Origin of the sequence: Kitasatospora sp. NPDC057518 (assembly GCF_042802075.1) — a bacterium.
Classification (GTDB): Bacteria; Actinomycetota; Actinomycetes; order Streptomycetales; family Streptomycetaceae; genus Kitasatospora.
This window is the reverse complement of the sequence record NZ_JBHVEU010000085.1, coordinates 1-24305: the sequence shown is the minus strand read 5'-3', so window position 1 is coordinate 24305 and position 24305 is coordinate 1. Positions and strand designations below refer to the sequence as shown.

General features: G+C 70.7%; 18 protein-coding genes. 5 read left to right on the top strand and 13 right to left on the bottom strand.

Annotated elements, in window-relative coordinates; all coding sequences use genetic code 11:
* Nucleotides 1-44 precede the first annotated feature (44 nt).
* A complete protein-coding gene (locus tag ACFU7Z_RS11865; protein ID WP_380777423.1) occupies nucleotides 45-2198 on the bottom strand; it encodes a prolyl oligopeptidase family serine peptidase in 2154 nt (717 codons plus the stop codon).
* A 313-nt stretch (nucleotides 2199-2511) separates the two neighbouring features.
* On the opposite strand from ACFU7Z_RS11865, the gene ACFU7Z_RS11860 reads away from it, so the two are divergent.
* The 5 genes from ACFU7Z_RS11860 to ACFU7Z_RS11840 all read left to right on the top strand — a co-directional run bounded on the left by ACFU7Z_RS11860 (nucleotide 2512) and on the right by ACFU7Z_RS11840 (nucleotide 8692).
* Nucleotides 2512-2706, top strand: coding sequence for a DUF2304 family protein (locus ACFU7Z_RS11860; protein WP_049658010.1), 195 nt, complete (start codon nucleotides 2512-2514; stop codon nucleotides 2704-2706).
* 31 nt (nucleotides 2707-2737) lie between these two features.
* Nucleotides 2738-3646 carry an N-acetyl-1-D-myo-inositol-2-amino-2-deoxy-alpha-D-glucopyranoside deacetylase gene (mshB, locus tag ACFU7Z_RS11855; protein WP_049658011.1) on the top strand — a complete coding sequence of 303 codons (909 nt, stop codon included), beginning with the start codon at nucleotides 2738-2740 and terminating at the stop codon, nucleotides 3644-3646.
* The gene (locus tag ACFU7Z_RS11850) at nucleotides 3643-4101 is read left to right on the top strand and encodes a DUF6113 family protein (RefSeq protein ID WP_220450057.1); all 459 of its coding nucleotides are present in this window, start codon (nucleotides 3643-3645) and stop codon (nucleotides 4099-4101) included. The genes mshB and ACFU7Z_RS11850 overlap by 4 nt, the downstream gene beginning before the upstream one ends.
* 244 nt (nucleotides 4102-4345) lie before the next feature.
* Complete coding sequence (locus ACFU7Z_RS11845) at nucleotides 4346-6814, top strand: peptidoglycan binding domain-containing protein (protein WP_380777422.1); 2469 nt, start codon at nucleotides 4346-4348, stop codon at nucleotides 6812-6814.
* A gap of 165 nt (nucleotides 6815-6979) precedes the next feature.
* Nucleotides 6980-8692 carry an ABC transporter family substrate-binding protein gene (locus ACFU7Z_RS11840; RefSeq protein WP_380777421.1) on the top strand — a complete coding sequence of 571 codons (1713 nt, stop codon included), beginning with the start codon at nucleotides 6980-6982 and terminating at the stop codon, nucleotides 8690-8692.
* Nucleotides 8693-8706: 14 nt separating this feature from the next.
* On the opposite strand, the gene ACFU7Z_RS11835 is transcribed toward ACFU7Z_RS11840, so the two are convergent.
* The 12 genes from ACFU7Z_RS11835 to typA form a co-directional block, all read right to left on the bottom strand.
* The gene (locus ACFU7Z_RS11835; protein WP_074001357.1) at nucleotides 8707-9756 is read right to left on the bottom strand and encodes an ABC transporter ATP-binding protein; all 1050 of its coding nucleotides are present in this window, start codon (nucleotides 9754-9756) and stop codon (nucleotides 8707-8709) included.
* Nucleotides 9757-9913: 157 nt separating this feature from the next.
* Nucleotides 9914-11008 (bottom strand): ABC transporter ATP-binding protein, encoded by a 1095-nt coding sequence (locus ACFU7Z_RS11830; protein WP_074001356.1) that lies wholly within the window; start codon nucleotides 11006-11008, stop codon nucleotides 9914-9916.
* Nucleotides 10998-12050 (bottom strand): ABC transporter ATP-binding protein, encoded by a 1053-nt coding sequence (locus tag ACFU7Z_RS11825; RefSeq protein WP_380777420.1) that lies wholly within the window; start codon nucleotides 12048-12050, stop codon nucleotides 10998-11000. The genes ACFU7Z_RS11830 and ACFU7Z_RS11825 overlap by 11 nt, the downstream gene beginning before the upstream one ends.
* Nucleotides 12051-12066: 16 nt before the next feature.
* Nucleotides 12067-12981 carry an ABC transporter permease gene (locus tag ACFU7Z_RS11820; RefSeq protein ID WP_074001556.1) on the bottom strand — a complete coding sequence of 305 codons (915 nt, stop codon included), beginning with the start codon at nucleotides 12979-12981 and terminating at the stop codon, nucleotides 12067-12069.
* Between the two features lie 76 nt (nucleotides 12982-13057).
* On the bottom strand, nucleotides 13058-13984 hold the full coding sequence (locus tag ACFU7Z_RS11815) for an ABC transporter permease (protein WP_049654864.1): 927 nt from the start codon (nucleotides 13982-13984) through the stop codon (nucleotides 13058-13060).
* Nucleotides 13985-14099: 115 nt separating this feature from the next.
* A complete protein-coding gene (locus tag ACFU7Z_RS11810; protein ID WP_380777419.1) occupies nucleotides 14100-15725 on the bottom strand; it encodes an ABC transporter substrate-binding protein in 1626 nt (541 codons plus the stop codon).
* A 203-nt stretch (nucleotides 15726-15928) separates the two neighbouring features.
* Nucleotides 15929-16945 (bottom strand): ABC transporter ATP-binding protein, encoded by a 1017-nt coding sequence (locus tag ACFU7Z_RS11805; RefSeq protein WP_049654872.1) that lies wholly within the window; start codon nucleotides 16943-16945, stop codon nucleotides 15929-15931.
* On the bottom strand, nucleotides 16938-17987 hold the full coding sequence (locus tag ACFU7Z_RS11800) for an ABC transporter ATP-binding protein (protein ID WP_380777418.1): 1050 nt from the start codon (nucleotides 17985-17987) through the stop codon (nucleotides 16938-16940). Before ACFU7Z_RS11800 ends, ACFU7Z_RS11805 begins: the two co-directional genes overlap by 8 nt.
* Nucleotides 17988-18007: 20 nt before the next feature.
* The gene (locus ACFU7Z_RS11795; protein ID WP_117489407.1) at nucleotides 18008-18952 is read right to left on the bottom strand and encodes an ABC transporter permease; all 945 of its coding nucleotides are present in this window, start codon (nucleotides 18950-18952) and stop codon (nucleotides 18008-18010) included.
* Complete coding sequence (locus ACFU7Z_RS11790) at nucleotides 18945-19871, bottom strand: ABC transporter permease (RefSeq protein ID WP_049654878.1); 927 nt, start codon at nucleotides 19869-19871, stop codon at nucleotides 18945-18947. Before ACFU7Z_RS11790 ends, ACFU7Z_RS11795 begins: the two co-directional genes overlap by 8 nt.
* Nucleotides 19872-20011: 140 nt before the next feature.
* Nucleotides 20012-21655, bottom strand: a complete 1644-nt coding sequence (locus ACFU7Z_RS11785; protein WP_380777417.1) for an ABC transporter substrate-binding protein — start codon at nucleotides 21653-21655, stop codon at nucleotides 20012-20014.
* Nucleotides 21656-22086: 431 nt separating this feature from the next.
* Nucleotides 22087-23991, bottom strand: a complete 1905-nt coding sequence (gene typA / locus ACFU7Z_RS11780) for a translational GTPase TypA (RefSeq protein WP_049654883.1) — start codon at nucleotides 23989-23991, stop codon at nucleotides 22087-22089.
* Nucleotides 23992-24305 lie beyond the last annotated feature (314 nt).

Below are 24305 nucleotides of genomic sequence, written 5' to 3'. Positions count from 1 at the left end.
CCCGTCAGGGGCACCGGCCGCCGAAAGCGCTGGTCAGACGGGTGTCACACGCCCAGCGAGCGCTTCACGAAGTCGACCTGGAGCAGCAGCAGGTTCTCCGCGACCTCCTCCTGCGGGGTCATGTGGGTGACGCCGGACAGCGGCAGCACGGTGTGCGGACGCCCGGCGGCGAGCAGCGCCGAGGACAGCCGCAGGGTGTGCGCGGCCACCACGTTGTCGTCCGCCAGCCCGTGGATGATCATCAGCGGGCGCTCCAGCCCGGCCGCGTACCCGCTCAGCGAGTTGGCGGCGTACACCTCGGGCCGCTCGGCCGGGTCGCCCAGGTAGCGCTCGGTGTAGTGGGTGTCGTACAGCTCCCAGTCGGTGACCGGCGCCCCGGCCACCGCCGCGTGGAAGACGTCCGGGCGGCGCAGCACGGCGAGCGCGGAGAGGTAGCCGCCGTACGACCAGCCGCGGACGGCGACCCGGTCGAGGTCCAGCGGGAACTCCTCGGCGAGCGCCCGCAGCGCCTCCACCTGGTCGTCCAGGGTGGCCCCGGCGAAGTCGAAGGCGATCGACTTCTCCCAGGCCGGCCCGCGCCCGGGGGTGCCGCGCCCGTCGGCGACCACCACCGCGAAGCCCTGGTCGGCGAACCACTGCGAGTTGAGGTGCGGGTTGTGCGCCTGGAGGACGCGCTGGCCGTGCGGGCCGCCGTACGGGTCCATCAGGACGGGCAGCAGGCCGTCCCGCTCGCGGTCGTAGCCGGTGGGCAGGAAGACGGCGGACGGGATGCGGCGCTCGCCGGCGAAGCGGAAGACCGGGCGGGCGGTGATGGCCGGGGTCTCGGCGTACGAGGCGATGGTGGCGACGTCGTCGACCGCCAGGCCCTCCGGCAGGTCCCGGGCGACGGTGACCAGGGTGCCGGGCAGGTCGGGCTCGGCGGTGGCCCGGACGGTGATCCCGCCGCCGTGCACCGCACTGGTGACGGAGGTGAACGGCCGGCCGTTGGCGGACTCCCAGCCCAGCCGCGTGCCGTCGTGGCTGATCCGGCCGACGCCGATCCAGCCCGGCTCGGGGTCGGTCTCCTCGGCGCCGCCGGCGGCGCTGAAGAACACCTCCCGCTCGGTGACCGCGACGACCGAGCGGACGTGCAGGTCGGCCCCGGTCACGGCGCGGTCGCCGATCACCAGCGCCCGCACTCCCCCCTCGTCGGAGATCCGGACCAGCTTGCCGTCCGGGGTCCAGGCCGGTGCGCCCTGGAACAGCTCCAGCCAGGCGCCGTCCTTCTCCTCGTGCAGCACCTCGGTGGCGCCGGTAGCCGTGTCCAGGCCGAGGATCCGCTGGCCGCGCTGGTCGCGGGTCTGGACCAGGAGCAGCGGCACGCCGCCCTTCGACCAGTGCACCCGGCCCAGGTACGGGTAGGCCTCGCGGTCCCAGACCACCTCGGTGCGCCCGCCGTACAGGTCGAGCAGCCAGAGCCCGACCTCGGCGTTGGCGCCGCCGGCCGCCGGGTAGGCGACCTCGGCGGGCTCGCGGTCCGGGTTCGCCGGGTCGGCGATCCACCAGCGGCGCACCGGGCTGTCGTCGGCGCGCTCGACCAGCAGCCGGTCGCTGTCCGGGGACCACCAGAAGCCGCGGTCGCGGTCCATCTCCTCCTGGGCGATGAACTCGGCCTGGCCCCAGGTGACGTTCGGGCCGTCCGGCTCGGCGAGCACCCGGTCGCCGCCGCCGTCGGTGCGGGTCAGCCGCAGCTCGCCGGCGGCGTTGGCGTACGCGACGTGGGCGCCGTCAGGCGACGGGCGCGGGTCCAACAGCGGGCCCTCGGCGGGCAGTTCGGCGGTGGCGCCGGTGCCGAGGTCGGCGGTGAACAGTCGGCCGGAGAGGGCGAAGGCGGCCAGCGCGCCGGACGCGTCCAGGGCGTAGCCGACGATGCCGGCCGAGCCCTCGCGGCTGCGCTCGCGGCGGGCCTTCTCGGCCGGCGACAGGTCCTCCCCGCCGCCGCCGAGCAGCGCGGCCGGGTCGGCGGCGACCCGCTCCTCGCCGGTGGCGGTGTCGAGGGTCCAGAGCAGGTTGGCCCGGTCGCGGCCCGAGCCGGAGCGGAGGAAGACGACCCGCGAGCCGTCGGGCGCGACGGAGAAGGAGCGGGGCGCGCCGACGGTGTAGCGCAGGGTCCGCGCGTACTGCCGTGGGAAGGTGTCGGCAGGGGTGTGGGAGGTCATGGCACCAGACCTTATGACGCCGGACCACCACCCCCGGGCGTGCACTGATCACTCGTTCGGAGCATCGTCGGCAAGTACGCCCCAAAGGGGTCCAAACCGCCTCCGACCGGCCCATGCGCCCCTCGGATGCCACGATGCCCCGGCGCGCGTGGCCTCACCGAGGGTAATGCCACCCTTACCCATCGGGTATGACTTGTCGCGCGAGCGGCCGTCCGGCCCCGTCCCGGACCGCGGTCGCCCGCAGCCCCCAGTCCCGCACCGTCCCTCGCCGCCTCCCCGGAGGCGGCGTGCCCGAGAAGGGGTGTGAGCCGACATGGCCATGAACATCTCCGCCGCCGTGCTGATGCTGGTCATCGTGGTGATCCTGATCCGCCGGTCCGGCCTGAAGCTGGCGCACGCGATCGTCTGCGCGCTGCTCGGCTTCTACCTGGCCTCCAGCTCGATCGCCCCGTCGATCAGCCAGGTCACCAGCAACCTCGCCGGAATGATCAACGGCCTGAGGCTCTGACCCCCACCGGCCGGTGGTTAGGCTTCCTCCCATGACCGCGACTACCGGCCGCCGCCTCCTCCTGGTCCACGCGCACCCCGACGACGAGTCGATCGGCAACGGGGCCACCATGGCCCGGTACGCCGCCGAGGGCGCCCGGGTCACGCTGGTGACCTGCACCCTCGGCGAGGGCGGCGAGGTGATCCCCCCGGAGCTGGCCCACCTGACGGCCGATCGGGACGACACCCTCGGCGCGTACCGGATCGGCGAGCTGACCGAGGCGATGAGCGCCCTCGGCGTGTCCGACTTCCGCTTCCTCGGCGGCCCGGGGCGCTACCGCGACTCCGGGATGATGGGCGTGCCCGAGAACGACGTGCCCGGCTGCTTCTGGCAGGCGGACGTCGACGAGGCGGCCGGCCACCTGGTCGCGGTGGTCCGCGAGGTGCGCCCGCAGGTGCTGGTCACGTACGACCCGGACGGCGGCTACGGGCACCCGGACCACATCCAGGCGCACCGGGTCGCGATGCGCGCGTACGAGCTGGCCGCCGACCCGGCGCACCGGCCGGAGCTGGGCCCGGCCTGGCGGATCGCCAAGGTGTACTGGAACCGGATGCCCTGCTCGGTGATCGAGGCCGGGCTCGCCGAGGCCGCCGCCAAGGCGTCCTTCCCGGGTGTCGCGCAGCCCGCCGACGTCCCCGGCGTGGTCGACGACGAGGTGGTCACCACCGTGCTGGACGGCGCCGCGCAGGCGGGGCGCAAGACCGCCGCGATGACCGCCCACGCCACCCAGATCACCGTGGACGGCGCCTTCTTCGCGCTCTCCAACGACCTGGCCCAGCCGCTGTTCACCACCGAGTACTACCAGTTGGTGCGCGGCCAGGCCGGGCCGGGCGAGCCGGAGGACGACCTGTTCGCCGGCCTCGCGCCCGACGCCGCGCCCGCCGAGGAGGGCACCCGATGAGCAAGCCCGCCGCCCGGCCGACCCGCCGCCCGCTCGCCGCCGCCGTGCTCGGCACCCGCGAGGAGCGGCTGGCCGAGCCCCAGCCCCCGCGCGCCGCCCGGATCGCCGCCTACGCCCTGTTCTTCCTGCTGGGCGTCGCGGTGTCGGTCTGCGGATCCTTTGTGCAGGCCCTGTGGCCGCCGGTGGGGGTCCTGTTGGCGCTCGCCGCGACCGCCGCCACCTTCTACGCCGGTCTGCGGGTCACCGGCACCCGGCTCGGCGCGGGCGCGCCCGCGGCCGGCTGGTTCCTGGCGATGCTGCTGCTGATGGTGCCCCGGCCCGAGGGCGACAACGTGCTGTGGTCCAACGCCACCTCGCTGGCCTGGCTGTTCGCCGGCTCGGTGCTGGGCGTGATCTGCGCCACCCTGCCCACCCGCACCAGCTGGTTCCCCGGGGTGCCCGGCCCCCCGCGCTGACCCCGGTCGTGCACGGCGTACCGTACCGCGTACGACGCGCAGTCAGGAGCGTACGGCCTTACTCTCATACCGGAGGAACCGGACGTATCAGGATCTGTCCGAAGCCGTTCGCCGCTCTGTTCTTCCCAGTATGGTGGTCCCGCAGAACGCCGTACCCGACCGCCGCCCGCCCCCGTCAAGGCCCGGCGACCACGAACCGCGGTCGCGCCGCACGGCCCGCCCGCGAACCCGGAGCAGAGCAGCATTGAGCAGCCGCGAATCTGACAACGCCCACCCGACGCCCCGGCGCACGGGTCCGGACGCCTACCCGTCGGGCACCCCGCCCTACGGCACACCGGGGCTCCCCGGCGGCGACCGGGCGGACGCCGGACCGGGCGCCGCGTCGGGCGGCGAGGACGACGGTCCGAAGACCGAGACCACCCTGACCACCCGGGTCCGGATCAACATCCCCGGCTCGCGTCCGATCCCGCCGGTCGTCGTCCGCAGCGCCGTCAAGAACGAGGACGGCCCCGGCGATGACGCCCCGGCGGCGGCCGCCGCCGAACCGGGCGGCCCGCGGCACCGGTCCGCGCCGACCTCGCCCGTCCTCGGTGTGATGGAGGACGGCGGCCGCCAGGCCGCCCCGCCGAACCTGCCGCCGGAGTGGCAGATCCCGCCGATCCCGCCGGCCACCTCCGAGTCGGAGTCCACCGGCGCCTGGTTCCGGCCGCGTCAGAAGAAGGCCCCGGTCGCCGAGCCCGCCCCGGCCGCCGTGCCCGCGGCCGTGCCGGCCGGTGCCGCCGGAGCGGCGGAGGCCCTGGCCGTGCCGGGCGCCGTCGCCGAGCCGCGCCCGCAGGGTGCCCACCCGGCCGCGGGCCAGGCCGCCCGCGCCAACGGCGCCCCGAACGGCCGCCCGGTGCCCGCCCAGGGCAAGCAGCCGCGCCCGGCCGCGCCCGCCGCGCCGTTCCAGGCCGAGGCCCCGGTGGAGGAGCCCGGCGTGTACGAGGCCGCCGCCCCCTTCACGCCGGTCGCCGATCCCTTCGCCCCGGTCGCCGACCCGTTCGCGCCGACCGCCGACCCGTTCGGCGCACCGGTCGCCGACCCGTTCGGCACCTCCGTCCCCGACGCCGGCCAGCAGGGCGGCCTCCCCCGGCGGGGCGGCGGCCAGCGGAACCGTCAGCAGCCGGGCGGGCAGCAGCTCGACGACCGGGCGGGCGGCCCGCGCCAGTCCGGTCCGCGCAACGACTTCCAGGCGAACGGCCACCCGGCCCCCGCACCGCACCCGCAGGCCGGACCGGCCGGCGAGCCGGGCCCGGAGGACACCTCGGTCGACGGCTTCGCGCCGATCCGCGACACCACCCCGCCGCCCGCCGCGATACCCGGCCTGCCCCGGAACGGCGCCCCGCACGGCGCCGACGGCCGTCCGCAGCCGGGCCTGTTCGCCTCGGCACCGACCGGCACCGACCCGTTCGCGGCCCAGCGCCCGACCGCTCCCGGCCAGGACGCCCCCGCCACCCCGGCGGGCCCCGGCGCCCTCTTCCCGGGCGCTCCCGGCGGCGCCCCGCAGCCCGGCGACCCGGAGGCCACCGCGGTCACCCCGCTGCCGGCCCCGGCCCCCGGCCCCCGGCCCGAGGCCGCCACGGACACCAAGGGCGGCAAGGGCAAGGGCGGCAAGGGTGGAAAGGGCACCAAGGACGCCAAGGGCGACAAGGCCGCCCCCGCGCCGGCCCCCGCCAAGGCGAAGGCCGAGCCCGCCGCCCCCGCCAAGGCCAAGCGCGGCGGAGCCGGCAAGAAGCTGGTCAAGCTGGGCGTCTACGGCGGCGTCGCGGTGCTGTTCCTCGGCGCGGCCGCGTACGGCACCGGCCTGATGCTCAACCAGTCCGACGTCCCCAAGGGCACCGTGGTGCTCGGCGCCGAGATCGGCGGCAGCAGCCGCGACCAGGCGATCCACCAGCTGGACGAGTCGGTCGGCAAGGCCGGCCAGCAGCCGCTCAAGCTGAAGATCGGCGACCAGGCCGTGGACCTCGACCCGGCGGTCGCCGGGCTGAGCTTCGACACCACCGCCACCGTGGACGGCCTGGCCCAGCACAGCTACAACCCGGTCGACGTCATCAAGTCGCTCCAGGGCGGCACCAAGGCCGTCGCCCCGGAGGTCAAGGTCGACAAGGCCAAGCTCCGGGCCGCCCTGGACACCCTCGCGGCCGGCTCCGGCCAGGGCCTCCAGGAGGGCTACATCAAGTTCGGCGACGTCAACGGCGAGCCGATCGTCGTGCCCGGCCGGGCCGGGCAGGCGGTGGAGTCGGCGAGCGCCCTGGAGGCGATCGAGCAGGCCTACCGCGACCGCGCCGACGGCAAGCCCGACCAGCCGATCGCCCTCGCCGTCACGGCCGCCCAGCCGAAGATCTCCACCCAGGCCCTCCAGGCCGCCGCCGACAGCCTCGGCAAGCAGATCGCCGCGGGCAAGGTGCACGTCGTGGCCGGCGCGAAGACCTGGGACTTCGGCCCCAAGACCGCGGCCAAGGCGCTCACGCTCGTCCCGGACGCCTCCGGCAAGATCGTGCCCAAGTGGGACCTCGACGCGCTCGCCGCCCAGCTGGGCACCGCGTTCGACAAGGTGAAGGTCAAGAAGAACGGCCAGGTCGCCGTGATCACCCCGCAGGACGTCGCGGACGGCATCACCTCGGTGTTCGACAAGACCGGCGACAAGGACCGCACCTTCAAGTTCGTGGTCTGACCCGTCCGCGGTCGGACACCCGCACGGTCGGGCGCGTCCGCCCCCGACGAACCCGCGCCCACGGGGGGCGGGCCCGCATCCGGGCCCGCCCCTCGACAACGCCCCCTCCCGGTCAGCAAGATGTGACGCCACACCATCCGCCACATCCACCCCGGGAGCACGCCGATGCACCGCCGCCTCCAGCGCCACGGGACGGCCCTGCTCGCCGGTCTCACCGCCCTCACGCTCTCGCTGGCGCTCTGCTCCTGCACCGCCGACCAGGGCGGCGGCGACGCGCTGCCCTCCGGCACCACAGCGCCCAAGCTGACCGCGATCGACATCAACCCGCACGACCGGGCCCGACTGCGCCAGGGCGGCACCCTGAACCTGGCGATCGCCCAGTTCTCCCGCCAGTGGTCGCCGATCCACGCCGACGGCAGCGAGTCCTCGACCGTCATGGTCAGCAAGCCGCTGCTGCCGACCTTCTTCCGCTCGGACGCCGCCGGCACCCAGACGCCCAACCCCGCCTACCTGCAGGAGGCGCACGCGGAGCTCAGGGACGGCCGGCAGGTGGTCACCTGGACGCTCAACCCGAAGGCCCACTGGTCCGACGGCACCCCGATCACCTGGCGCGACATCGAGGCCAACTGGCGTGCCCTGAACGGGAAGGACCCGGCCTACAAGGCCTCCAGCAGCACCGGCTTCGAGCTGGTCTCGGCGGTCGAGCGCGGCAAGGACGACTACCAGGCCGTGATGACCTTCGACCGCCCGTTCTCCGAGTGGCAGTCGATGTTCAACAGCGCCGGCAACGCCCCGCTGCTGCCGGCCAGTAGGGTCTCCACACCGGAGCTGTTCAACAGCTCCTACCTGGACGGGTTCCCGGTCAGCGCCGGCCCGTTCAAGGTCGAGCAGCTGGACCGCGCCACCCAGACCGTCACGCTGGTCGCCGACCCCTCCTGGTGGGGCGACAAGCCCGTGCTGGACCGGATCGTCTTCCACGCGATGCTGCCCGACGCGATGCCCGCCGCCTTCGCCCAGGGCCGGATCGACCTCGTCAACAACGGCCCGGACGTGGCCGGTTACCAGGTCATCAGGAACACCAAGGGCGCCGTGGTGCGCCGGGCCGGCGGCCCGGACTTCCGCCAGCTCACCCTGAACGCCCGCACCCCGGCGCTCAGCGACGCGACCGTGCGCCAGGCCGTCTTCCAGGCGATCAACCGGGACGTGGTGATCCGCGCCGACCTCAACGGCCTGGACTGGCCCGCCGTCCCGCTCAACAACCACCTGCTGGTCACCAACCAGAACGGCTACCGCGACAACTCCCTGGGCCTGGCCCGCTACGACCCCGCCGAGGCCGCCCGCAAGCTGGACGCGGCCGGCTGGAAGCTGGACGGCGACGTACGGAAGAAGGACGGCCGCGAGCTGAACCTGCGGATGGTCGTCCCGGCCGGCGTCACCCCGGCCCAGAGCGAGGCCGCCAACGCCACCGCCATGCTCAAGGACGTCGGCATCAAGGTGACCACGGTGACCGCCCCCGCCAACGAGTTCTTCGACCGGTACGTCAACCGCGACGACTTCGACATCGCCGCCTACTCGCTGATCGGCACCCCCTTCCCGGCCAGCGGCAACCGCGCCAACTTCGTCCAGAGCGGCGGCACCAACCACGTCGGCGCGGGCAGCCCGGCGGTGGACGCCGCACTCGACCGGGCCGCCGCCGCGGCCGACGCGGGCACCGCCTCCGAGGCGATCAACCAGGCCGACGGCGAGCTCTGGAAGGTGGCCGGCGTCCTGCCGCTCTACCAGCGCCCGCAGCTGTACGGGGCCCGCGCCGACCTCGCCAACATCGGCGCGCAGGGCCTGTCCGACATCGTCTGGGAGAACGTCGGCTTCGTGAAGTAGCGGGTGGACGGGGCTCAGCCGTGCAACGTCTCGCGCCAGTAGTGGCAGGCGCTGCGGCGGCCCGCCAGCTCCGTCCCGTACTCGCTGGTGACCGGTGTCAGCGCCGGGAGTTCGGTGCGGCAGCGGTCCTGCGCCCGGTCGCAGCGCGGGTTGAAGGCGCAGCCCTCCGGCAGGCTCAGCAGGCTCGGCGGCAGGCCCTTGATGGCGTGCAGGTTCTGGCCCTTCTGGTCGAGCCGGGGGATCGAGTCCAGCAGGCCCCGGGTGTACGGGTGCGCGGGCCGGGCGTACAACTCCCTTACGGGGGCGGTCTCCACGATCCGGCCCGCGTACATCACCGCGATCTTGTCCGCGACGTCCGCGACCACGCCCAGGTCGTGGGTGATCAGGATCAGGCCCATGTTGTACTCGGCCTGCAAGTCGGCGAGCAGGTCCATCACCTGCGCCTGCACCGTCACGTCCAGCGCCGTGGTCGGCTCGTCCGCGATGATCAGGTCCGGCTCCAGCGCCAGCGCCATCGCGATCATAATCCGCTGCCGCATGCCCCCGGAGAACTGGTGCGGGAAGTCCCCGACGCGCTGCCTGGCGGCCGGGATGCGCACCCGGTCCATCAGCTCGACGGCCTTCTCCTTCGCCTCCTTGCGGGACACCCCCCGGTGCGCCCGGAACATCTCGCCGAGCTGGTAGCCCACGCTGAGCACCGGGTTCAGCGCCGACAGCGCGTCCTGGAAGATCATCGCGATGTGCCCGCCCCGGATGGACCGCCGGGCGGCCGTGCCCATGGTCAGCAGGTCCTCGCCGCGGAACAGGATCCGCCCCGCGGTGATCCGCCCCGGCGGCATGTCCAGGATGCCCATGACCGCCTGCGCCGTCACCGACTTGCCCGAGCCGGACTCCCCCAGCACCGCCAGCGTCTCCCCCGCCGCGACGGAGTAGCTCACCCCGTTCACCGCCTTGGCGACCCCGTCCCGGGTGTGGAACTCCACGTGCAGGTCGTCGACCTCCAGCAGCGGCGTCCCGGGCTCCACGCTCCCCCGGCCACCGCCGATCACCTCCACCGCGTCCATCAGAGCCGCCCTCCTCAGCACCGCGGCACCCACCGCTGGGCGCAGAGCAACTATCAGGGAAGGGAGGGTACTTGGCGAGCCCGCGGCAGATCTCTTTTCCGTCACGGGAAAGGGCGCGCCCCCACCTGCGAGGACGCGCCCTGGTAGGGGGCCGGTGTCAGCCGGACTCCCGCTCGACGCCCCGCTCCGCCGCGAAATGACACGCCGAGTCGTGCCGCGCCGCGTCGCCCAGCCAGGACGGCGCGACCAGCAGCGGCTCCTCGACCTCGCACCGCTGCTGCGCCTTCCAGCAGCGGGTGCGGAAGCGGCAGCCGGACGGCGGGTTGGCCGGCGAGGGCACGTCGCCGGTGAGCACGATCCGGTCCCGCGTCTCGCGCGCCGTCGGGTCCGGCACCGGCACCGCCGAGAGCAGCGCCTGGGTGTACGGGTGGGTCGCGTGGTCGTAGATCTCCGCGTCGCTGCCGATCTCGACCATCTTCCCCAGGTACATCACCCCGACCCGGTCGGAGATGTGCCGGACGATCGAGAGGTCGTGCGCGATGAACATGTACGACAGGTTGAAGTCGCCCTGCAGCTGCTCCAGCAGGTTGATCACCTGCGCCTGCACCGAGACGTCCAGCGCGGAGACCGGCTCGTCGCAGATGATGACCTCCGGCTTGAGCGCCAACCCCCGGGCGATGCCGATGCGTTGGCGCTGCCCGCCGGAGAACTGGTGCGGGTAGCGGTTGATGTACTCGGGGTTGAGCCCGACCACGTCCAGCAGGTCCTGGACGGCCTTGCGGCGGTCCCCCTTGGGCGCCACCTCGGGGTGGATCTCGAACGGTTCGCCGATGATGTCGCCGACCGTCATGCGCGGGTTGAGCGAGGTGTACGGGTCCTGGAACACCATCTGGATGTTCCGCCGGACGGCCTTCAGCCCCGCCCCGGAGAGCCGGGAGATCTCCTCCCCCTTGTAGCGGACCGATCCCGAGGTGGCCGGCTCCAGGTTCATCAGCACCTTGGCCAGCGTGGACTTCCCGCAGCCGGACTCGCCGACGATGCCGAGCGTCTCACCGTGCATCAGGTCGAAGGTGACCCCGTCGACCGCCTTCACCGCCCCGACCTGCCGCCGGAGGATGATGCCCTTGGTGAGCGGGAAGTGCTTGACCAGGTCCCGGACTTCGAGGATCGGCTCGCCGCGCGGCACCTCCCGCGCGAGGGCGACCTCCTCCGGCACCACCGCGCCCAGTGCGCTGGACCCGTTAACGGTCATGGAGGGTCTCCTTCCAGAAGAAGCAGGCGCTGCCGCGCCCCTCCAACGGCGTCCCGTCCTCCTCGGCGACCGGGAACAGCTCCGGCACCTCGGCCCGGCAGACGTCCTGGGCGCGCGGGCAGCGCGGGTTGAAGGCGCAGCCCGGGGGGATGCGCAGCAGGTTGGGCGGCAGGCCCTTGATCGCGTAGAGCTCCTGGCCCTTCTGGTCGAGCCGGGGGATCGAGTCCAGCAGGCCCCGGGTGTACGGGTGCGCGGGCCGGGCGTACAGCTCGTGCACCGGGGCGGTCTCCACGATCCGGCCCGCGTACATCACCGCGATCTTGTCCGCGACGTCCGCCACCACACCGAGGTCGTGGGTGATCAGGATCAGCCCCATGTTGTACTCGGCCTGCAACTCGGCGAGCAGGTCCATCACCTGGGCCTGCACCGTCACGTCCAGCGCCGTGGTCGGCTCGTCCGCGATGATCAGGTCCGGCTCCAGCGCCAGCGCCATCGCGATCATGATCCGCTGCCGCATGCCCCCGGAGAACTGGTGCGGATAGTCGTTCACCCGCTCCTTGGCGGCCGGGATGCGCACCCGGTCCATCAGCTCGACGGCCTTGTCCCGCGCCTCCTTGCGGGACACCCCCCGGTGCGCCCGGAACATCTCGCCGAGCTGGTAGCCCACGCTGAGCACCGGGTTCAGCGCCGACAGCGCGTCCTGGAAGATCATCGCGATCTTCTGGCCGCGGATCCGCCGCCGCTCCTCCTTGCCCATCCTGAGCATGTCCTGGCCCCGGTAGAGGATCTCGCCGCGCGGGATCCGGGCCGGCGGCATGTCCAGGATGCCCATGACCGCCTGCGCCGTCACCGACTTGCCCGAGCCGGACTCCCCCAGCACCGCCAGCGTCTCCCCCGCCGCGACGGAGTAGCTCACCCCGTTCACCGCCCGGGCGACCCCGTCCCGGGTGGCGAACTCGACGTGCAGGTCCCGGACGTCGAGCAGCGGCCCCTGGTACGGCGCCTTCCGCTCGTGCCCGGTGGTGTCCACCGCTGTACTCACGATGCGCTCCCCTCGCTCAGCGAAGCTTCGGATCGAGGGCGTCGCGCACCGCGTCGCCCAGCATGATGAAGGCCAGCACGGTGATCGAGAGCGCCGCGGCCGGGAAGAACAGCACGTACGGCGCCGTCCGGATCACCTTCTGGGCGGAGGAGATGTCGATGCCCCAGGAGATGGTCGGGTCCTGAAGACCGATGCCGAGGAAGCTCAGCGTCGCCTCGGTGGCGATGTAGCCGCCGAGCGCGATCGTCGCCACCACGATCACCGGGGCGATCGCGTTCGGCAGGATGTGCCGGAACATCAGCCGGCCCGTCCCGGCGCCGAGCGCCCGGCCGGCCACCACGTAGTCGGCCTGCTTGACGGTCAGCACCGCCCCGCGCATCACGCGGGCGATCTGGGTCCAGCCGAGCACGCCCAGCGCGATGACCACGCTCCACACCGTGCGGGTGGCGAAGGCGTTCAGCAGCACCAGCGCGCCGAGCAGCAGCGGGATGCCGAAGAAGATGTCGGTGATCCGGGAGAGCAGCGCGTCGACCCAGCCGCCGAAGAAGCCGGCCACCATCCCGGTCAGCCCGCCGAGCAGGGTGACGGCGGCGGTCACGAAGATGCCGACGGTGATCGAGGCGCGGGCGCCGTACACCACCCGGGCGTAGATGGACCGGCCCTGGGCGTCGTACCCGAACCAGCCGGCCCCGAAGACGTCGCCCCAGTTCGGCCGCCTGAGGTAGTCGTTCACCAGGTCGGCCTTGCGCGGGTCCGCGGAGGTGAACGCCCAGGGGAAGACCGCCATCACCACCAGCAGCACGATCAGCACCGCCGAGATCAGGAAGATCGGCCGCCGGCGCAGGTCCCGCCAGGCGTCGGCCCACAGGCTGCGGGCCTCCTCCCGCTTCACCACGTCCGGTTCGACTAACGTCTCCTGCTCGACCGCCATGCCCTGCTCGCCCGCGTAGTCGAGGCGCGAGACCCCGGGCTTGGGGTGCGGCTCGTACGAGTCCTCGTCGTGGATGTCAGGCATAGCGGATCCTCGGGTCCAGGACCGCGTAGAGCAGGTCGACGAGCAGGCTGGCGACCAGGTAGATGATCACCAGGACGGTCACGATGCCGACCACGGTGGGGCCCTCCTTCTGGTTGACCGCCCGGTACAGGACGTTGCCGATGCCCTGCACGTTGAAGACGCCCTCGGTGACGATCGCCCCGCCCATCAGCGCGCCGAGGTCGGTGCCGAGGAAGGTGATCACCGGGATCAGCGAGTTGCGCAGCAGGTGGCGGGAGATGATGGTGCGCCGGGGCAGGCCCTTGGCGACCGCGGTGCGCATGTAGTCGGCCCGCAGGTTCTCGCCGATCGACGTCCGGGTGAGCCGGGCCACGTACGCGAGCGAGAGCGAGCCCAGGACGACGGCCGGCAGCACCAGTTGGGTCAGGTCGTAGCTGTCCTGCACCGTCGGGGTGACCCAGCCCAGGTTGGTGGCGAACACCGTCTGGGCGATGTAGGCCAGCACGAAGACCGGGATCGAGATCACCACCAGGGTGAAGACCAGCACCAGGGTGTCCGCGACGCTGCCGCGCCGCAGGCCGGAGACCAGGCCGAGGGCCAGGCCCGCGATCATCTCGAAGACGAAGGCCATCAGGGCGAGCCGGATGGTGACCGGGAAGGCGTCCGCCATGATGTCGGTGACCGGACGGCCGGTGAAGCTGGTGCCGAAGTCCCCCTGGAAGAGGTTCCCCATGTAGTGCAGGTACTGCTTCCAGAGCGGCTGGTCCAGGTAGTACGTGTGCTTGATGCTGGCGACCACGGCCGGGTCGGCGGCCTTCTCCCCGAACAGCGCCGCCACCGGGTCGCCGGGCAGCGTGTAGACCATCAGGAAGATCAGCAGCGTGGTGCCGAAGAACACCGGGATCATCTGCAGCACCCGACGCAGCACGTAACTGCCCATCCGAGCCTCCTTCCTAGGTGTCCGACTGGGTGCCCGGCCGACCGGACCGGTCGGCCGAGAGACCGCGCCCCGCCCTCCGTGCGGGGAGGGCGGGGCCGGCGCGAGGGCTCGGGGCTCAGCCCTTGACCTCGACCTGGGTCCAGGCCGGGTTGCCGAAGGAGTCGAACTTCACGTTCTGCACCTTGGTCGAGTAGCCCGAGTTGGTGCGGTAGTACCAGAGCGGGATGGCGGGCATCCCGCTCGGCAGCACGGCCTCGGCCTGCTGGTAGCCGGTCACCGTGTCGGCGACGCTGGCGGCCTCGTCGGCCCTGGTGGCCGCGTCGTCGAACTGCGGGTTGCTGTAGCCGAAGTCGTTGGACGCGGCACCGGTGCGGTAGACGTCGGCCAGGAAGTTGGCGTTCAGCGGGTAGTCCTGCACCCAGCCGGTGCGGAAGGCGCCGTTGAGGGTGTGCCCGGTGATCGCGGCCCGCGCGGTCTTGAAGTCGGGCTTCGGGTCGCCCAGGCAGTCGACGCCGGTGTTCTGCCGGATCGAGTTGCAGACCGCGTCGACCCACTCCTTGTGGCCGCCGTCCGCGTTGTAGGTGATCAGCAGCTTGTTGCCGGGGACGCCGCCGCCCTCCTGGATCAGCTGCTTGGCCTTGGCCGCGTCGAACGTGCAGAACTCGCCGCAGGCGCCGTCCTTGTAGCCCTCGACGCCCTCGGCCACCCAGGCGGTGGCGGGCTTGCGGGAGCCCTGGAGCACCGTCTTGGTGATGGTGGCACGGTCGATCGCCATCGACAGGCCCTGGCGCACCTTCGCCTTGTCCGGCGACGCCCAGTCGGCCTGGTAGAGCGTGAAGCCGATGTTCTGGATGGCGCCCTGCGGCGCGTCCACCGCCCGGTCCCCGAGGTCGCTCTTGTAGGTGGCCAGCGCGGACGGCGGCACCTGGTCCATCACGTCCAGGTTGTTGGACTGGAGGTCCGCGTAGGCGGCCTCGGACGTGGTGTACATCTTGAAGACGATGCCGCCGTTCTTCGGCTTGTCCACGCCCTGGTAGTCCGGGAAGGACTTGGTCACCACGTTGTTGTTGTGCGACCAGCTGACGAACTGGTACGGGCCGTTGCCCACCGGCTTCTGCCCGTACCCGGCCGGGTCCTTGAAGAAGCCCTCGGGCAGCGGGGAGAAGGCGATGTAGCCGAGCTTGTACTCGAAGTACGAGACCTTGTGGCTCAGCTTGACGGTGAAGTGCAGCTCGTCGGTGACGGTCAGCCCGGACATCTTGTCCGCGGTGGGCTGGCCGGAGGTCGGGTGGACGTCCTGGTAGCCCTCGATGTCGGAGAACCAGGAGCTGTTGATCTGGTTGTTGGCCGGGCTGGCGCCCCAGTTCCAGGCGTCGACGAAGTTCTGGGCGTGCACCGGAGTGCCGTCGTGGAACTTCCAGCCGTCCTTCAGCGTGATGTCGAAGGTCTGCGAGTCACTGGTGTCGATCTTGTCGGCGACCTGCATCCGGATCTTGGCGTTGCTCGGGTCGTAGTCGACCAGCCCCTTGAAGAGGTTCTGGATGATGCGACCGCCGCCGACCTCGTTCGCGTTGGCCGGCTGCAACGGGTTCTGCGGCTCGTTGCTCTGGTAGCTGAAGGACTTGCCGGCGTCCGACAAACCGCTGCCCCCTCCGCCGCTACTGCTGCTGCAGCCGGTGGCCACCAGGGCCACGGAGGTCGCAACGGCGAGGACCCAACGAGCACGGGCGGCTACGGGCATGGAGGTCCCTCCTCAGGGTGTGTTTCGCATCACACCCCATGAGAAGCGCGCCCCGGCGACGGCGCGCGTCAGGTGCACCCGGACGGGTGCGGTGACCCCCTGTCGAGTTGACGCGGCGCCGGACGACGCGGCGTGGGACCGGCGGAACGCGGGAAGGGCCCGCGGCGCGAACGCCACGGGCCCTTCCTGCGACTACCGGGGGATCAGGCCGCGGCCTGCTCCCGGACCTCGGGGAAGTGGCAGGCCGACTCGTGGGCGGCCGCGCCCTCCAGCAGCGAGGGGACCGCGAGCAGCGGGACCTCCTCGGAGCACCGCTCCTCCGCCTTCCAGCAGCGGGTGCGGAAGCGGCAGCCGGACGGCGGGTTGGCCGGCGAGGGGATGTCCCCGGTGAGGATGATCCGCTCGCGGGACTCGCGCGCCGTCGGGTCCGGCACCGGCACCGCGGAGAGCAGCGCCTGGGTGTACGGGTGGGTGGCGTTCTCGTAGATCTCCTCGTCCGAGCCGATCTCGACCATCTTGCCCAGGTACATCACGCCGACGCGGTCGGAGATGTGCCGGACGATGGAGAGGTCGTGCGCGATGAACATGTAGGAGAGGCCGAACTCGCCCTGCAGCTGCTCCAGCAGGTTGATCACCTGCGCCTGGACGGACACGTCCAGCGCGGAGACCGGCTCGTCGCAGATGATGATCTCGGGCTTGAGCGCGAGGCCGCGGGCGATGCCGATGCGCTGGCGCTGGCCGCCGGAGAACTGGTGCGGGTAGCGGTTGATGTACTCCGGGTTCAGACCCACGACGTCCAGCAGGTCCTGGACGGCCTTGCGGCGGTCGCCCTTGGGCGCCACCTCGGGGTGGATCTCGAACGGCTCGCCGATGATGTCGCCGACCGTCATGCGCGGGTTGAGCGAGGTGTACGGGTCCTGGAACACCATCTGGATGTTCCGGCGGACGGCCTTCAGGGCGGCGCCCTGCAGGGTGGAGATGTCCTCGCCCTTGAACAGCACCTGGCCGGAGGTGGCCCGCTCCAGGTTCATCAGCACCTTGGCCAGCGTGGACTTGCCACAGCCGGACTCGCCGACGATCCCGAGCGTCTCGCCCTTCTTCAGCTCGAAGGAGATGCCGTCGACCGCCTTGACCGCGCCGACCTGCTTCTTGAAGAGGATGCCCTGGCTCAGCGGGTAGTGCTTGACCAGGTCCTTGACCTCCAGGATGTTCTCAGCCATGGAGGGTCTCCTTCCAGAGGTGGCACGCGCTGCGGCGGCCGGTGAGCTCCTTGCCGTCCTTGTCCGTGACGTGGTGCAGCGCCGGGATCTCGGTGCGGCACAGGTCGGTGGCGACGTCGCAGCGGGGGTTGAACGCGCAGCCGGTCGGAACCTTCAGCAGGTTCGGGGGCAGGCCCTTGATCGCGTACAGCTCCTGGCCCTTCTGGTCCAGGCGCGGGATGGAGCGGAGCAGGCCCTTGGTGTACGGGTGCGCGGGGTTCGCGTACAGCTCGTGCACCGGGGCGGTCTCCACGATCCGGCCCGCGTACATCACGGCGATCTTGTCCGCGACGTCGGCGACCACGCCGAGGTCGTGGGTGATCAGGATCAGGCCCATGTTGTACTCGGCCTGCAGCTCGGCGAGCAGGTCCATCACCTGGGCCTGGACGGTCACGTCCAGGGCGGTGGTGGGCTCGTCCGCGATGATCAGGTCGGGCTGGAGCGACAGCGCCATCGCGATCATGATGCGCTGGCGCATACCGCCGGAGAACTGGTGCGGGTAGTCGTTCACCCGCTCCCGGGCGGCGGGGATGCGCACCCGGTCCATCAGCTCGATGGCCTTCTCCTTCGCCTCCTTGCGGGAGGCGCCCTGGTGCACGCGGAACATCTCGCCGAGCTGGTAGCCGACGGAGAGCACCGGGTTCAGCGCGGACAGCGCGTCCTGGAAGATCATCGCGATCTTCCGGCCGCGGATCCGGCGCCGCTCCTCGTTGCTCATCGTGAGCATGTCCTGGCCGCGGTACAGGATCTGGCCCTGGGTCACCTTGCCCGGGGGCATGTCCAGGATGCCCATGATGGTCTGCGCCGTCACGGACTTGCCGGAGCCGGACTCGCCGAGCACGGCGAGCGTCTCGCCGGCCGCGACGGAGTAGTTGACGCCGTTCACGGCCTTGGCGACACCGTCCCGGGTGTGGAACTCCACGTGGAGGTCCTTCACCTCGAGAAGAGGAGTGCCAACTTCGAGACGGTCGTTCTTCTGGTCGTTCTCGATCACGGTGGTCATCGGGGTCGTCACCTCTTCTCTCAACGGAGCTTCGGGTCGAGGGCGTCGCGCACCGCGTCGCCGAGCATGATGAACGCCAGAACGGTGAGGCTCAGCATTCCGGCGGGGAAGAACAGCGCGAACGGCGCCGTCCGGATCACCTTCTGGGCGGAGGAGATGTCGATGCCCCAGGAGATGGTCGGGTCCTGCAGACCGATGCCGAGGAAGCTCAGCGTCGCCTCGGCGGCGATGTAGCCGCCGAGCGCGATGGTGGCGACGACGATCACCGGGGCGACCGCGTTCGGCAGGATGTGCTTGAACATGATCCGCCAGGTGCCGGCGCCGAGCGCCTTGGCGGCCGTCACGAAGTCGGCCTGCTTGACCGTGATCACCGAACCGCGCATGACACGGGTCATCTGGGTCCAGCCCAGGGCGACCAGCGCGAAGACCACGCTCCAGACGGTGCGCGAGGTGAAGGCGTTCAGGACCACCAGCGAGCCGAGCAGCAGCGGGATGCCGAAGAAGATGTCGGTGATCCGGGAGATGATCGTGTCGACCCAGCCGCCGAAGTAGCCGGCCAGCATGCCGGTGAGGCCGCCGATGATGGTCACACCGGCGGTGACGCAGATGCCGACGATGATCGAGGCGCGGGCGCCGTGGACGACGCGGGCGTAAATGCTGCGGCCCTGGAGGTCGTAGCCGAACCAGTCCGCCTGGAAGAGGTGGCCGTAGTTCGGCTTCGTCAGGTAGTGGTTGCGCAGGTCGCCGGCCCGCGGGTCCACCGAGGTGAACAGACCGGGGGCGATCGCGATGACGATCAGCAGCAGGATCAGCAGCGCGGAGATCACGAAGATCGGCTTGCGCCGCAGGTCGTGCCAGGCGTCGGAGCCGAGGCTGCGGGGCTTCTCGGGCTTGGCGGCCGCGGTGGCGGCGCCGCCCTGGGCCGGGATCTTCCCGGCGGTCTTCTTCTCGGTCAGGTCAGGCATAACGGATCCTCGGGTCCAGGACCGCGTAAAGCAGGTCGACGATCAGGCCGGCGGCCAGGTAGACGATCACGAGGAAGGCCACGAAGCCGGAGACCGTCGAGCCCTCCTTCATGTTGATCGCTTGGTAGAGCGCGTGGCCCACACCCTGGACGTTGAAGATGCCCTCGGTGACGATGGCGCCGCCCATCAGGGCGCCGAGGTCGGTACCGAGGAAGGTGACCACCGGGATCATCGAGTTGCGCAGCAGGTGGGTGCCGATCACCTTGCGCCGCGGCAGGCCCTTGGCCACCGCGGTGCGGACGTAGTCGGCCTTGATGTTCTCGGCGATGGAGGTGCGGGTGAGGCGCGCGACGTAGGCCAGCGAGAGCGAGCCGAGCACGACGGCCGGCAGCACCATCTGGGTGATGTCGTTGCTGTCCTGGACGGTCGGGGTGACCCACTTCAGGTTCTGCCCGAAGACCGTCTGAACGATGAAGCCCAGCACCGGGACCGGGATCGAGATCAGCAGCAGGGTCATGACCAGGGCGCCCTTGTCGAAGAGCTTGCCGCGGCGCAGACCGGCGTACAGGCCGATCCCGATGCCGAGCACGATCTCGATGGCGAACGCGAACAGCGCCAGCTGGACCGTGACCGGCAGCGCCTCGGTGATCTTGTCGAGCACCGGGCGTCCGTCCAGGCCGGTGCCGAAGTCACCGGTGAACAGCTTCCCCATGTAGTCGAGGTACTGCTGGACCAGCGGCTTGTCGAAGCCTTGCTGGTGCCTCAGCGCGGCGAGCTGCACCGGGTCCGGCGCCTTGTCGCCCCACAGCGCTGCCAGCGGGTCACCGGGCAGCAAGTGCACCATGAAAAAGATGAGTGCGGTCGTTCCGAGGAACACCGGGATCATCTGGAGCAGTCGCCTTGCGACAAAGCGCCCCATCGTGCCTCCATGTATGACTCTGCCGGGCCCGTCAACCCGGCAAGAGATAAGTCGGCGTGCCAACGGCCGGTGCCAGTCCTCGCCCTTGTGGGGATGGACGGGCACCGGCCGTTGTCACCGGGTCAGGCGGTGCCGACCGATTACTTCTTCTTCTTGACCTCGACGTCGGTGTAGACCGGGTCGCCGAAGGAGTTGAACTTCACGTTCTGGACGTTCTTGGAGTAGCCGGAGCTGGTCTTGTAGTACCAGAGCGGGATGGCCGGCATGTCCTTGGCCAGAACGGCCTCGGCCTGCTGGTAGTACTCCGCGGTCTTCTCGACCGTGGTGGCGGCGTCCGCCTCCTTCGACAGCTTGTCGAACTCGGAGCTGGAGTAGCTGCCGTCGTTGGCCGCGGCACCGGTGCCGTAGACGTCGCGCAGGAAGTTGGCGTTCAGCGGGTAGTCCTGCACCCAGCCGGTACGCATCATGCTCTGGACCTGCTTGCTGGTGACCAGGTCACGCGAGGTCTTGAAGTCCGGCTTCGGGTCACCGAGGCACTCGACGCCGACCGACTGGCGGATCGAGTTGCAGACCGCGTCCACCCACTCCTTGTGGCTGCCGTCGGAGTTGTACAGGATGGTGATCTTGCCGCCGGGAACGCCGCCGCCCTCGGTGATGAGCTGCTTGGCCTTCTCCGGGTTGAACTTGCAGGCGTCGCCGCAGGTGCCGGCCTTGTAGCCCATGACGCCGGGCGCCACGAACGAGTCGGCGGGGATGCGGTTGCCGTTCAGCACGGTCTTGGTGATGGTGTCGCGGTCGATCGCCATCGAGAGGCCCTGACGGACCTTCTCCTTGCCCGGGGCGTTCCAGTCGCCCTGGTACAGCGCGAAGGAGATGTTCTGGATGGCGCCCTGCGGCTGGTCGACCGCGCGCTTGCCCAGGTCGTCCTTGTACTTCGGCAGGTCGGTCGAGTCGACCTGGTCCAGGACGTCCAGGGTGTCGGACATCAGGTCCTTGTACGCGGCCTCACCGGCGGTGTAGTTCCGGAAGACGACGCCGCCGTTCTTCGGCTTGTCGATGCCCGTGTACTTGTCGTAGGCGGCCAGCGTGATGGCCTTGTTGTGCTCCCACGAGACGAACTTGTAGGGGCCGTTGCCGACCGGCTTCTGGCCGTAGCCGGCCGGGTCGGTGAAGAAGCCCTCGGGCAGCGGGAAGAAGGCCGAGTAGCCGAGCTTGTACGTGAAGTACGAGACCGGGGTGGACAGTTCGATCGTGAAGTGGGTGTCGTCGACGACCTTCAGACCGGACATCTCGGTGGCCGTCGGGTCACCCTTGTCCTTGTCCGGGTGGACCGCGTCGTAGCCGACGATGTCGGAGAACCAGTCCGAGTTGATCTGGTTGTTCTTCGGGTTGGCCGACCAGTTCCAGGAGCTCACGAAGGACTTGGCGGTGACCGGGGTGCCGTCGTGGAAGGTCCAACCGGACTTCAGCGTGACGGTGTAGTTCTTGGCGTCGGTGGTCTCGATCTTGTCGGCCACCTGGTTGCGCAGCGCACCGGTCGCGGGGTCGTAGTCGACGAGGCCCTTGAAGAGCTGCTTGACGATACGGCCGCCCTGGTTCTCCATGGCGTTGGCCGGCTGGAGCGGGCGCTGCGGCTCCGCGCTCTGGTAGCTGAAGCTGGCGCCCGGGTCGACCGCAGCGCTGTCGGAGCTGCCCCCGGAGGAGTCGCTGCTGCTGCACGCAGTCGCAGCGAGGGCGACAGCAACAGCTGCGACAACCCACTTGGCCTGGCTCGCACCGCGCATCGGTGTGCCTCCTGAATTCGACGTTGCAACGAGGAGGGCACTGCGGAACGGTTCCCACCGGACCCGCTGTGCCGTCCGCGCTCGTGGTTTCGGCGCGCACCCCTGCGCGTTCACCCTTGACCCGAGCCTGACTGCACCCACTATCCGTCACGCACGGACACGAAAGTGACCAGTGACGATCTCAATTAGGTCACATGAACAGTCGGTAAGTTTCGAAAACCGGACATTTGAGACATAGCCAGACAGGCACCAAACGGACAGTCGTCACGGATGACGAACTGTCACGTCCGCTCAGCGGACACCTGGGTGTGATGAGCGCTATTCCGTGAATAGCGGCCCCGACAACTTGGAGTAGTTGAAAAAGTTCGCCCCCCTCTCCATGGGAAAGGGGGGCGAATCATTCCGGCCAATGGCCGTTCAGTGCGTCCGGATCACGCCTTCTTGGCGCGCGAGGCGGTGCGACCGCGGTCCTTCTGGTCGAGGACGACCTTACGGATGCGAACCGTCTCCGGGGTCACCTCGATGCACTCGTCCTCGCGGCAGAACTCCAGCGACTGCTCCAGCGAGAGCTTGCGCGGCGGGACGATCGACTCGGCCACGTCGGCGTTCGCCGAGCGCATGTTGGTGAGCTTCTTCTCCTTGGTGATGTTCACGTCCATGTCGTCGGCACGCGAGTTCTCACCGACGATCATGCCCTCGTACACCTCGGTGCCCGGCTCGCAGAAGAGCACGCCGCGCTCCTGCAGGTTGGTCATCGCGAAGGCGGTGACCACACCGGCCCGGTCGGCGACCAGCGAACCGTTGTTGCGGGTGGTCAGGTTGCCGAACCACGGCTCGTGACCCTCGTGGATCGAGTGCGCGATGCCGGTGCCGCGGGTGTTGGTGAGGAACTCGGTACGGAAGCCGATCAGGCCGCGGGACGGCACGACGAACTCCATCCGGACCCAGCCCGAGCCGTGGTTGGACATGTTGTCCATCCGGCCCTTGCGGATGCCCATGAGCTGGGTGACGGCACCCATGTGCTCCTCGGGCACGTCCACCGTGAGGCGCTCGACGGGCTCGTGGGTCTTGCCGTTGACCTGCTTGGTGACCACCTGCGGCTTGCCGACGGTCAGCTCGAAGCCCTCGCGGCGCATGGTCTCGATCAGGATGGCCAGCGCCAGCTCACCGCGGCCCTGCACCTCCCAGGCGTCCGGACGCTCGGTGTCGAGCACGCGCAGCGAGACGTTACCGATCAGCTCGCGGTCCAGGCGGTCCTTCACCTGGCGGGCGGTGACCTTGCGGTCCACCTTGACGCCGGCCTTGGCGTCCGCGCCCTTGCCGCTGCCGCCACGGCCGACCAGCGGCGAGGTGTTGGTGCCGATGGTCATCGAGATGGCCGGCTCGTCCACCGTGATCAGCGGCAGCGCGATCGGGTTCTCCGGGTCGGCCAGGGTCTCGCCGATCATGATCTCGCCGATGCCGGCGACGGCGCAGATGTCACCGGGGCCGGCCACCTCGGCCGGCTTGCGGGTGAGCGCCTCGGTCATCAGCAGCTCGGAGATGCGGACGTTCTGGATCGAGCCGTCACGCTTGATCCAGGCCACGGTCTGGCCCTTGCGCAGCTCGCCCTGCTCGACGCGGAGCAGCGCGATGCGGCCGAGGAAGTTGTCGGCGTCCAGGTTGGTGACGTGGGCCTGGAGCGGGGCGTCCTCGTCGTAGCTGGGGGCCGGGACGTGCTCCAGCAGGGTGGAGAAGAACGGCTCCAGGCTGGTGCTGTCGGCCGGGACGGTGCCGTTCTCCGGCTTGGTCAGCGAGGCGACGCCGTCACGGGCGCAGGCGTAGACGATCGGGAACTCGATCTGGTCCTCGTCCGCGTCCAGGTCCAGGAACAGGTCGTAGGTCTCGTTGATGACCTCGTCGATCCGGGAGTCCGGACGGTCGGTCTTGTTGATGCAGAGGATGACGGGCAGGCGGGCGGTGAGCGCCTTGCGGAGCACGAACCGGGTCTGCGGCAGCGGGCCTTCGGAGGCGTCGACCAGGAGGACGACCGCGTCCACCATCGACAGACCGCGCTCGACCTCGCCACCGAAGTCGGCGTGGCCCGGGGTGTCGATGATGTTGATGGTGATCGGCGCGCCACCATCCTTGGGGTGGTACTTGACCGCGGTGTTCTTCGCGAGAATGGTGATGCCCTTCTCGCGCTCCAGGTCGTTGGAGTCCATCATCCGGTCATCGAGCTGCTGGTGGGCTGCGAAGGCGCCGGCCTGCTTGAGCATGGCGTCGACCAGCGTGGTCTTGCCGTGGTCGACGTGGGCGACGATGGCGACGTTACGGATGTCGTTGCGCGTGGGCATGCCTAGCGGATTCTCCCGGAATCGTGGGTTACGGCGCCCGGCCGCGAGACGCGCACTTGCGGCCCTTTCGGCCGCTGCCACCCGTTCCGCCTGCTACTACCGGTCCACCCGCCGGGCATATCGACATGCCTCGGCTTCCTCCTATCGTACGGGGAAGCGCCCAGGTGAGCAGAAACGAGCAGGTCGCAGGGGATCAAGATCACAGGCGGATCACACGGCGCCCACCCGGCGACCGGGCTCCGGCCCCCTTCCGTTCGTGCTCCGACGGCCCGGCCCACGCACCGGGCGGACGCCCCCGGAGCGGTCTCCGGGAG

Bases quoted from the DNA above. Each gene is read 5' to 3' on its own strand.
- ACFU7Z_RS11865 (WP_380777423.1), bottom strand. From the start codon at position 2,198: ATGACCTCCCACACCCCTGCCGACACCTTCCCACGGCAGTACGCGCGG.
- ACFU7Z_RS11860 (WP_049658010.1), top strand. From the start codon at position 2,512: ATGGCCATGAACATCTCCGCCGCCGTGCTGATGCTGGTCATCGTGGTG.
- mshB (WP_049658011.1), top strand. From the start codon at position 2,738: ATGACCGCGACTACCGGCCGCCGCCTCCTCCTGGTCCACGCGCACCCC.
- ACFU7Z_RS11850 (WP_220450057.1), top strand. From the start codon at position 3,643: ATGAGCAAGCCCGCCGCCCGGCCGACCCGCCGCCCGCTCGCCGCCGCC.
- ACFU7Z_RS11840 (WP_380777421.1), top strand. From the start codon at position 6,980: ATGCACCGCCGCCTCCAGCGCCACGGGACGGCCCTGCTCGCCGGTCTC.
- ACFU7Z_RS11835 (WP_074001357.1), bottom strand. From the start codon at position 9,756: ATGGACGCGGTGGAGGTGATCGGCGGTGGCCGGGGGAGCGTGGAGCCC.
- ACFU7Z_RS11830 (WP_074001356.1), bottom strand. From the start codon at position 11,008: ATGACCGTTAACGGGTCCAGCGCACTGGGCGCGGTGGTGCCGGAGGAG.
- ACFU7Z_RS11820 (WP_074001556.1), bottom strand. From the start codon at position 12,981: ATGGCGGTCGAGCAGGAGACGTTAGTCGAACCGGACGTGGTGAAGCGG.
- ACFU7Z_RS11815 (WP_049654864.1), bottom strand. From the start codon at position 13,984: ATGGGCAGTTACGTGCTGCGTCGGGTGCTGCAGATGATCCCGGTGTTC.
- ACFU7Z_RS11810 (WP_380777419.1), bottom strand. From the start codon at position 15,725: ATGCCCGTAGCCGCCCGTGCTCGTTGGGTCCTCGCCGTTGCGACCTCC.
- ACFU7Z_RS11805 (WP_049654872.1), bottom strand. From the start codon at position 16,945: ATGGCTGAGAACATCCTGGAGGTCAAGGACCTGGTCAAGCACTACCCG.
- ACFU7Z_RS11800 (WP_380777418.1), bottom strand. From the start codon at position 17,987: ATGACCACCGTGATCGAGAACGACCAGAAGAACGACCGTCTCGAAGTT.
- ACFU7Z_RS11795 (WP_117489407.1), bottom strand. From the start codon at position 18,952: ATGCCTGACCTGACCGAGAAGAAGACCGCCGGGAAGATCCCGGCCCAG.
- ACFU7Z_RS11790 (WP_049654878.1), bottom strand. From the start codon at position 19,871: ATGGGGCGCTTTGTCGCAAGGCGACTGCTCCAGATGATCCCGGTGTTC.
- ACFU7Z_RS11785 (WP_380777417.1), bottom strand. From the start codon at position 21,655: ATGCGCGGTGCGAGCCAGGCCAAGTGGGTTGTCGCAGCTGTTGCTGTC.
- typA (WP_049654883.1), bottom strand. From the start codon at position 23,991: ATGCCCACGCGCAACGACATCCGTAACGTCGCCATCGTCGCCCACGTC.